The sequence below is a fragment of the Parendozoicomonas sp. Alg238-R29 genome (genome assembly GCF_947331445.1).
Taxonomy (GTDB): domain Bacteria; phylum Pseudomonadota; class Gammaproteobacteria; order Pseudomonadales; family Endozoicomonadaceae; genus Sansalvadorimonas.
In genome coordinates this window covers 45,769-53,438 of the sequence record NZ_CAMZOG010000026.1, presented here as the reverse complement: position 1 = coordinate 53,438, position 7,670 = coordinate 45,769, and the positions used below count along the sequence as shown (strand labels likewise).

At 48.1% G+C, this 7,670-nt stretch carries 5 protein-coding genes and 1 pseudogene; 5 read left to right on the top strand and 1 reads right to left on the bottom strand.

Going from position 1 to position 7,670, the window contains the following annotated elements; translation table 11 throughout:
* The first annotated feature begins 218 nt into the window (after positions 1-218).
* The gene (locus QMA35_RS08780; protein WP_281646770.1) at positions 219-2,255 is read left to right on the top strand and encodes a hypothetical protein; all 2,037 of its coding nucleotides are present in this window, start codon (positions 219-221) and stop codon (positions 2,253-2,255) included.
* 117 nt (positions 2,256-2,372) lie between these two features.
* Positions 2,373-4,379, top strand: coding sequence for a transketolase (gene tkt / locus QMA35_RS08775; RefSeq protein WP_281646769.1), 2,007 nt, complete (start codon positions 2,373-2,375; stop codon positions 4,377-4,379).
* Positions 4,380-4,443: 64 nt separating this feature from the next.
* Here tkt and QMA35_RS08770 read toward each other — a convergent pair whose 3' ends face one another.
* The gene (locus QMA35_RS08770; RefSeq protein ID WP_281646768.1) at positions 4,444-5,430 is read right to left on the bottom strand and encodes a hypothetical protein; all 987 of its coding nucleotides are present in this window, start codon (positions 5,428-5,430) and stop codon (positions 4,444-4,446) included.
* Between the two features lie 203 nt (positions 5,431-5,633).
* Between QMA35_RS08770 and QMA35_RS08765 the strand changes: the two genes are divergently transcribed.
* The 3 genes and pseudogenes from QMA35_RS08765 to QMA35_RS08755 all read left to right on the top strand — a co-directional run bounded on the left by QMA35_RS08765 (position 5,634) and on the right by QMA35_RS08755 (position 7,510).
* On the top strand, positions 5,634-6,650 hold the full coding sequence (locus QMA35_RS08765) for a glyceraldehyde 3-phosphate dehydrogenase NAD-binding domain-containing protein (protein WP_281646767.1): 1,017 nt from the start codon (positions 5,634-5,636) through the stop codon (positions 6,648-6,650).
* A 201-nt stretch (positions 6,651-6,851) separates the two neighbouring features.
* Positions 6,852-6,992: pseudogene (locus QMA35_RS08760) on the top strand (transposase); the annotation flags it as partial.
* 11 nt (positions 6,993-7,003) lie between these two features.
* A complete protein-coding gene (locus QMA35_RS08755) occupies positions 7,004-7,510 on the top strand; it encodes a RimK/LysX family protein (RefSeq protein WP_281646766.1) in 507 nt (168 codons plus the stop codon).
* The last annotated feature ends 160 nt before the right edge of the window (positions 7,511-7,670 follow it).

Here is a 7,670-nt window from a genome sequence, read left to right as displayed (position 1 = left end):
AAGAGTATTAAAGAGTATTAAAGAGTATTAAAGAGTATTAAAGAGTATTGATGTGGTCGTTGAAATTGTATGTCTGACGGCTGAGAAGTATCAGGGTTAATCCCCTTTTCCCGGAATCCCTTTCGTAGAGAACACGACCAGAAGCTAAACTGCTTTGGTCGTGTTTTTGCGTTAGGGGGCCTGACAGTTTGAAGCAGAGCTGCAAGGCGATATGTTATTTGCCCAGATTCATGGTAACGCTGGTCGCTTTTTCCTCTCCAGCTATTTCTGGCATTTTGGAGAGGGCTGTTTCTTTTCCCAAGTTCTATGGTTTGGCCAGTAATGCGGGATATCAGTGGGCGGATAGCATGTTGGGAGGGACTCTGGTTGAGTCGGATATGCACTTGCCATCAGTTGGTTTGGCGTTTGTAGCCAAAGCCAATTTTGTTACAAACGGAGCCGTATCAAAGGGTGCCTTGACCAAGCGAAACGCAAGGCAACTGCGAAAGTGTGGGCCTAACTTTTTATCCCCACATTCATCTGGAGGTTTTTTTGACCCTTCTTGCGTAAAAAGAACGGATTCCGGATATATATCTTCTGATCCACAAACATCACCAACAACCCGAGATAAGTCAGGTGTTTCTGATGTTTTTGGGAATCAGATGGAATCTTTAAAACCAGAAAGCACATTGAAGACTCAAGAGAAGCCAGACCTTGCTGATGTTTCCGGGAGTCAGGTGATACCTTCGAAACCGGAAAGCCCATCGGAGGCTCAAAAACGGCCGGTTTTTCCGAGCCCGTCAGGATCTTTTGAATTTGGTCGACTCAGGCAGCGTTTAATAAAAACTGCTCCTCAGGTCAATGACCTTGTGCAAGAAGCGGAAGCATTGGTTATGACGGCTAAAAATTCGGATGTGGATGCGGGGTTTATTCGTAGTATGGAGGCACTGTCTATCACTCCTGTAACAGCTGCTGTAAACACTGAGCTGATCAATACAACACAGACGTTGCCACAGGAAAACCATTCACTCCAACAGATTACGAAAGAACTAGATGGCATCACATTACTGGATGAAGGTTATAGATCTCTGTCGCCATTTGAGCGAACGGTATCCCATGAAGAGGAGCGAAAGCCTGCTGATGAGCAGACCAGTATTGATTTGCCTCAGGAGGTGCAACTGCTGACAGGTGTTGTGAAACCTGAAGACGACATGAGCATTTCACTGCTTAAGGATTTCATGTCGCGTTCCGGAGCTCACAAAGGGGTGATGATGGAAATCCTTAATGGAGTGCTGAAACGTAATGGCATTAATCCCAAGGAGATACTCGAAAGTCGAGCTGGCAAAGAGACGATGATGAAGCTGGGCCGGAGCCTGACTCAGGTTTCCAGTTATATCAATACAGTTCTTGCCTGGGGAGCTTATACCGGAACTGCTTATCTTCTCTATCGCATTCCTGGTGACAGTGTGACAGCCATCATCGTGGTAGCACTGGAGACTTGTGAAAAGGGAGAAACCTTGACCGGAGAGGTTGTAACCTATCAGGTTAACGGCCAGCATTACCTTCCCCATATATTGATCGCCGCTATCTATCTTGGCCCTGTTTTTATGAATACATTTCTTAAAACAATCTTGGATAGGCTGGGAAGTCAGCTCATTTATCGAGCTTCGTGCCATGTGTGTAAAGTCGATGATTGCCTGTTTCTGGATAGTGAAACCTGCGCTTTAGCGAATTGGGAGGCTTATCAGTTTTTTACAAAAACTCAGAGACTGCCTCGGGACGATCAGATGTTTATTAAACATCTGCTACGCAAGTCAGAAAATGAGGAAGATATTACCTGGGTTGATTCTGATATTCCTCTGAGCGCAGGAATTGCTGATATTGTTGACGGGTTAATTGTTAAACGCAATGCAGGGTACACCACTCATGCTCTGATTTATGGAGGCATGACAGCTTTATGGGTCACACTATGGGTTTTTCAAAGACCCGTGGAGGTGTACATCACAACCAGCCTTGCTAACGCGACCATAGATTCAACCGGTAATACAACGAACTGCACCGCTATTGGTAGCGGTACGGAAGCAGAGGTTGAAGGAATGATCACCGGTTTCGATCCTATGTGGGCCGGTTTTGTAGGAAAGCTGGCCACAGCATGGACGGCTATCTATATCATCCCCAGTCTGGTTCCTTTTGTTCAGGTCGGGGCTCGGGGGGTGCTGAAGTTAGCCACCAGTGGCGTGAAGTGGTGCTTTTCCAGAAAGGAGAAGGGGCGGTAACCTGAAGGCTTGTATAGAAAAGTACCTATTTGGTTCACGTTTTTGCTCTCAGCATTTAGAATACCGGATTTTCCGGCCTACCCTCGTAATACTTTCTCAAGTGGAGCCACTGGTTCGATGACTACCCGCCGCGAATGTGCAAACGCTATCCGTGCCCTGAGCATGGATGCCGTCCAAAAGGCCAAATCAGGCCACCCCGGTGCCCCCATGGGCATGGCTGACATTGCCGAAGTGCTGTGGAGAGACACTCTCAAGCACAACCCAAACAACCCTGAGTGGGCCGACCGTGACCGCTTTGTGCTGTCCAATGGTCACGGCTCCATGCTTCTGTACTCCCTGCTGCATCTCACAGGCTACGACCTGAATATTGAAGATCTGCAGAACTTCCGTCAGCTGAACTCCAAGACTGCTGGCCACCCAGAGTATGGTTATGCACCTGGTATCGAAACCACTACTGGCCCGTTGGGTCAGGGTGTTGCCAATGCTGTTGGTATGGCGGCCTCTGAAAAAGTTCTGGCTGCTCAGTTCAACCGCCCTGGTCATGACATCGTTGATCACAATACCTACGTGTTCCTCGGCGATGGCTGCATGATGGAAGGTATTTCCCATGAAGTTTGTTCTCTGGCTGGTACTCTGGGCCTGGGCAAGCTGGTTGCCTTCTACGATGACAATGGCATTTCTATCGACGGTGAAGTGGAAGGTTGGTTCACCGACGACACCGTGAAGCGTTTTGAATCCTACGGTTGGGAAGTGATTCCTGCTGTTGATGGCCACGACCCTGAAGCCCTGATTGCAGCTATCGCTCAGGCCAAACGCAACACAGACAAGCCAACACTGGTTTGTTGCAAAACCGTTATTGGTTTTGGTTCCCCAAATAAGAGTGGCAAAGAAGATTGCCACGGCGCTCCTCTGGGTGATGATGAAATCGCCTTGACCCGTGAGCAGCTGGGTTGGAAACATGGCCCTTTTGAAATTCCCGAAGATATTTATAAGGAGTGGGACTGCCGTGAAAAAGGTGCTGCTGCCGAATCTGAATGGAACACCCGCTTTGAAGCTTACAAAGCCCAACACCCTGAGCTGGCGGCCGAGTTCGAACGCCGCGTTTCTGGAGAACTGCCAGCAGACTTCTCTGATCGCGCTGCCGAATATATCCGTAGCTGTCAGGCCGAAGGTGCCAAGGTTGCCAGCCGAAAAGCTTCTCAGAATACTCTGAACGCTTTTGGTCCAATGCTGCCAGAATTCCTGGGTGGTTCCGCTGACCTGGCGGGCTCCAACCTGACAATCTGGAATGGCTGCAAGTCCATCACCGGTGAAGATGCCAGCGGCAACTACATGCACTACGGTGTGCGTGAGTTTGGTATGACTGCCATGATGAACGGCATGGCGCTGCACGGTGGCTTTATTCCTTACGGCGCTACCTTCCTGGTATTCATGGAATACGCCTGTAATGCTTTGCGTATGGCGGCACTGATGAAGATTCGCCAGATTCAGGTTTACACCCACGACTCCATCGGCTTGGGTGAAGATGGCCCGACTCACCAGCCAATTGAACAGCTGGCGAGTATGCGTGCGACTCCTAACCTGAACACTTGGCGCCCATGTGACACCGTAGAATCTGCAGTGGCCTGGAAGCATGCTGTTGAGAACAAGACCGGCCCAAGTGCACTGGTTTTCTCTCGTCAGGGGCTGCCCTGCATTGATCGTAACGATGAGCAGCTGGCTAATGTTGAGCGTGGTGGTTATGTCCTTAAAGACAGTGCTGGTGAACCAGAACTGATCATTATCGCCACCGGCTCCGAAGTTGAGCTGGCTGTGAACGCTTACGAAGCGCTGGCTGCTAAAGGCAAGAAGGTGCGTGTTGTATCTATGCCTTCTACAGAAGTGTTTGATGCACAGGATGCTGCTTACCGTCAGAGCGTTCTGCCTGTTGAAGTTGGCTCCCGTATCGCTATCGAAGCGGCTGCCGCAGACTTCTGGTACAAGTATGTTGGGCTGGACGGACGCATCATCGGTATGACCACTTTCGGTGAATCTGCACCGGCTGCTGACCTGTTTCGTGAATTCGGCTTTACTGTCGAAAATGTGCTGACTGTTGCTGAAGATATGCTGGAAGATCTGGACTAACTTCAGATCCGCTTAGCAATCCGATTCCAACTCAAAGCGCCCGCATTTTGCGGGTGCTTTTTTATTACGGCAAGTATGCGCTGGTACTCATACCGGTGTCTTGGGCTATAAGCCGTGCTAACGCCTGGCATGAAATGTTGCCGGTCGCATTAAGGGCTTTCAGAAAAACGGCCATGTTCTGCAGAGTGGTAATACTGTTTTGGGCTTTAGTCCACAACATTAAGGCTTGGTTGATTCCTCCTGAGGCTGCTGTGTAAGCAGCCGTTTCGATATCATTCTCATCGATAAAATGCGCCTTTACCATTTCTCTGGCAACACAGGCAAGAATGTCACCATTCAGTTGCAGACACTCGATAATCTCAGAACATCGGTTTGTCGCACACTCCGATACACTGCAGGTGGCTATGCTCTCTGCAAGGGGGACTTGGTAAGACGATACAATGTCCAGTCCTTCGGCTACCAGGTCGTCTTCTGGTGTCAGGGTGGGAAGTGGTATGCCCAGTTGTGTGGCTATATCATTCACCACAGTTTTTCCAGATTCACCAGTCAGGGATAGTGCCTGAAGAAAAGCCATCCACACGTTTGAATTATCGTACCGTGTGCTGAACAGTACTAATAATCTCGTTGTGTAGTCCCGCCTAGTGATATCAGTTCCTGTTTTTGTGTATTCAGTAAAATCTTGGCGTGAAATAATCTTCTTGGAAAGAAGAGCGCTGCACATACGTTCCAAACTCTTGTTACTCTCCTTAATAGCACTAAAAATACTCTCAAATTGGTTTTTCCAGAGCTCACGTGCCTTCTGTAGATCAATAGTGACTTGCCCATGAGGAGGAGAGGCTATGCTGGCAGAAACTGCTGTTTTTTGTGGATTTCTGGCTGTATTCTGCCCTTCAAGCCGTCCAGGGAGGTCTGAGTATACTCTTCGTGAGCTGTCTGCTTCTGTGGCTTGAACACTTTTCCCGTAAGCTGCTCCTTTTTCTAGCGCCTGTGGTGATTGCTGAGGGTGATGTGAATAGCTCCGCCAACCTGCCATGTTCCATAACCATTCCATAATATTCTCTTTCCCTGCTGGTATAAATAACATCGCTGGTCATTGGAGTGATGAGACGATAAAAAGTTCCCATTTAGTTAGGTGGGCTAATCAAAAGGCAGGGCACGGGGTGCTACTAATTATTGTTAGTACTATATGTTTGTCGGTGGCTGCTCAGGGTACTATTGCTAACAATCAAATAAACACATAGAACATGGCAAACCATGGCTTACAGGATTGCGATTAACGGCTTTGGTCGTATCGGGCAGTGCGTCTTGCGGGCATTGTACGAGAATGGGTATCGGGATCAGCTTCAAGTTGTAGCTATCAATGAATTGGCAGATACCAAAACTATTGCTTACCTCACCCAGTACGACACAACCCACGGGCGTTTCCCGGGTGAAGTGAGCCATTCCGAAGATGAGCTGATTATTAATAATGATTGTATTCGCATTCTTCGGGAAAGTGACCCGCAAAAACTTTCCTGGAAAGAACAGGAAGTTGACCTGTTGTTAGAATGTTCCGGTTCCTTTAAAGATCGTGAAACCGCAGAGCTACACCTTGAAAGCGGAACACCGAAACTGTTGTTCTCCCAACCTGCGCAGCCAGATGTAGATGCTACCATTGTTTACGGTATCAATGAAGAACTGCTCAGAAGCGATCAACAGATAGTTTCCAATGCATCCTGTACGACCAACTGTATTGTGCCAGTGCTTAAGCTTCTGGATGAGCAGTGGGGCATCAGTGAGGGCACAATTACCACCATTCATTCAGCTATGAATGATCAACCAGTGATTGATGCTTATCACCAAAGTGATCTTCGTCTAACCCGTAGTGCCCTGCACTCCATTATCCCTATTGATACTGGATTGGCTAAAGGTATCGACCGCTTACTGCCACAAGTGGAAGGGTGTTTCAAAGCGCTTTCCATGCGTGTTCCAACCATAAATGTTTCGGCTATGGATCTGACTGTCAATCTGAAGGAGGACGTCACGGAATACGACATCAACAGTTTGATGCAGGAAGCGTCAGAGAGTGGGCGTTTGAAAGGAATACTTGGTTACAGTAACGACCCTCACGCTTCCGTAGATTTTAACCACGACAAACGCTCAGGCATTGTTGATGGCACCCAGACACGAGTTATCGGAGGGCGAATGGTGAAGATGCTCTGCTGGTTCGATAACGAGTGGGGGTTTGCCAACAGAATGTTAGATGTTTCCTGCGAATGGTTGAACAAGTAACTTCAATTGGTAGATCGGGTTAGTCACGAAGTGGCGTAACCCAACAACCAGATATTTTAGACAAAAAGCTCTTTGGTACTAGCCCGAATATTTCACCAAAATAAGAAAGGCGAGATGGTTTTTTGTTATTGTTCAGTTGCTTACGCCAAACATAACGACCAAATCACCCATGACAGATTGCAATCCTCTCATCACTCGTTTTCCACGCTGCCAGGCTCTGCAAAGTGGTTATACGACAGACGATATTGTCTGCGGGGCGATATGGAAAACCACATTAAGGAACAACAGTGGCTTTTCTCCGATAGAACAAGCTGCCAGAAAGGGTGGGCGAACCCGTTCCGCTCATGAAATATATGCTCTGTTATATAGGGCTGTTGCTCAGTGCAGCCACTTCCGTTGCCACTCCTGATCCTTCATCGTCTCCCCAAACCTGTGGAGGTAAGACGATTGTTGGACCAACGGTTTATGTACAGATAGAAGAGGCTAATCAGCTTTATCTTGCCCGCACAGATACAGGCTCTACCAATGTTTCTCTGCATGCTTGGGATCTTCAGATTGATAACCCAGCCAAGGAAATGAGAGACAATCTCGGAAAAATTGTTCGTTTTAAAACCGCTAATGAGAAAGGGCAGCAGGTGACCGGGCGAGCCAGAATTGTGGATACGGTCAAAATTCGTTCCAGCAATGGTTCTGAGCGTCGTTATGTGGTGGAGCTGACAATTCCTTACGCCGGAGGTCGGAAGGTAGTGGAAGCCAATCTCAGTGAAAGGGAAAAGATGACCTATCCTTTGCTACTTGGCAGAAACTGGTTGGCTGGTAATTATCTTGTTGATGTTGAATTGCCCGAGTTTAAACCCTGATTTTCGTGGATATTGGCACGTAAAATCACGCACTGTGACTGACGAAACCAATTGTGCTGTGTTAATGTACGCAGCTTGTTTTCGGAGCGTTTCATCACATCACTGTTGTGCCGACAGGATCGGGTTATGAGGTTCAGTGTCTTCTTGCAAGAAGCTCGGT